The organism is Acidaminobacter sp. JC074 (assembly GCF_022496765.1).
Classification (GTDB): Bacteria; Bacillota; Clostridia; order Peptostreptococcales; family Acidaminobacteraceae; genus JABXKX01.
Genome location: NZ_VANV01000209.1, coordinates 1 through 328, shown reverse-complemented (window position 1 = coordinate 328; position 328 = coordinate 1). Strand labels below are relative to the sequence as shown.

Sequence of the window (328 nt, the reverse complement as noted above, 5' to 3'; positions counted from 1 at the left end):
AACCAGTTGATAACGAGAGTTATTATCTTAAATTTTATTTAAGAGTTTGATCCTGGCTCAGGATGAACGCTGGCGGCGTGCCTAACACATGCAAGTCGAGCGAGAAGGTTATGACAGATTCTTCGGATGATGGATTAACTGGAAAGCGGCGGACGGGTGAGTAACGCGTGGGTAACCTGYCCYATACACAGGGATAGCCATTGGAAACGATGATTAATACCTGATAACACATTTKARTCGCATGGYTKARATGTCAAAGATTTATCGGTATGGGATGGACCCGCGTCTGATTAGCTAGTTGGTAAGGTAAYGGCTTACCAAGGCGACG

Annotated in this window: 1 rRNA gene; it reads left to right on the top strand. The window is 45.3% G+C overall.

Annotation, left to right across the window (positions count from 1 at the left end):
• Positions 1–34 precede the first annotated feature (34 nt).
• Positions 35–328, top strand: a 16S ribosomal RNA gene (locus EZV73_RS28560); the annotation flags it as partial.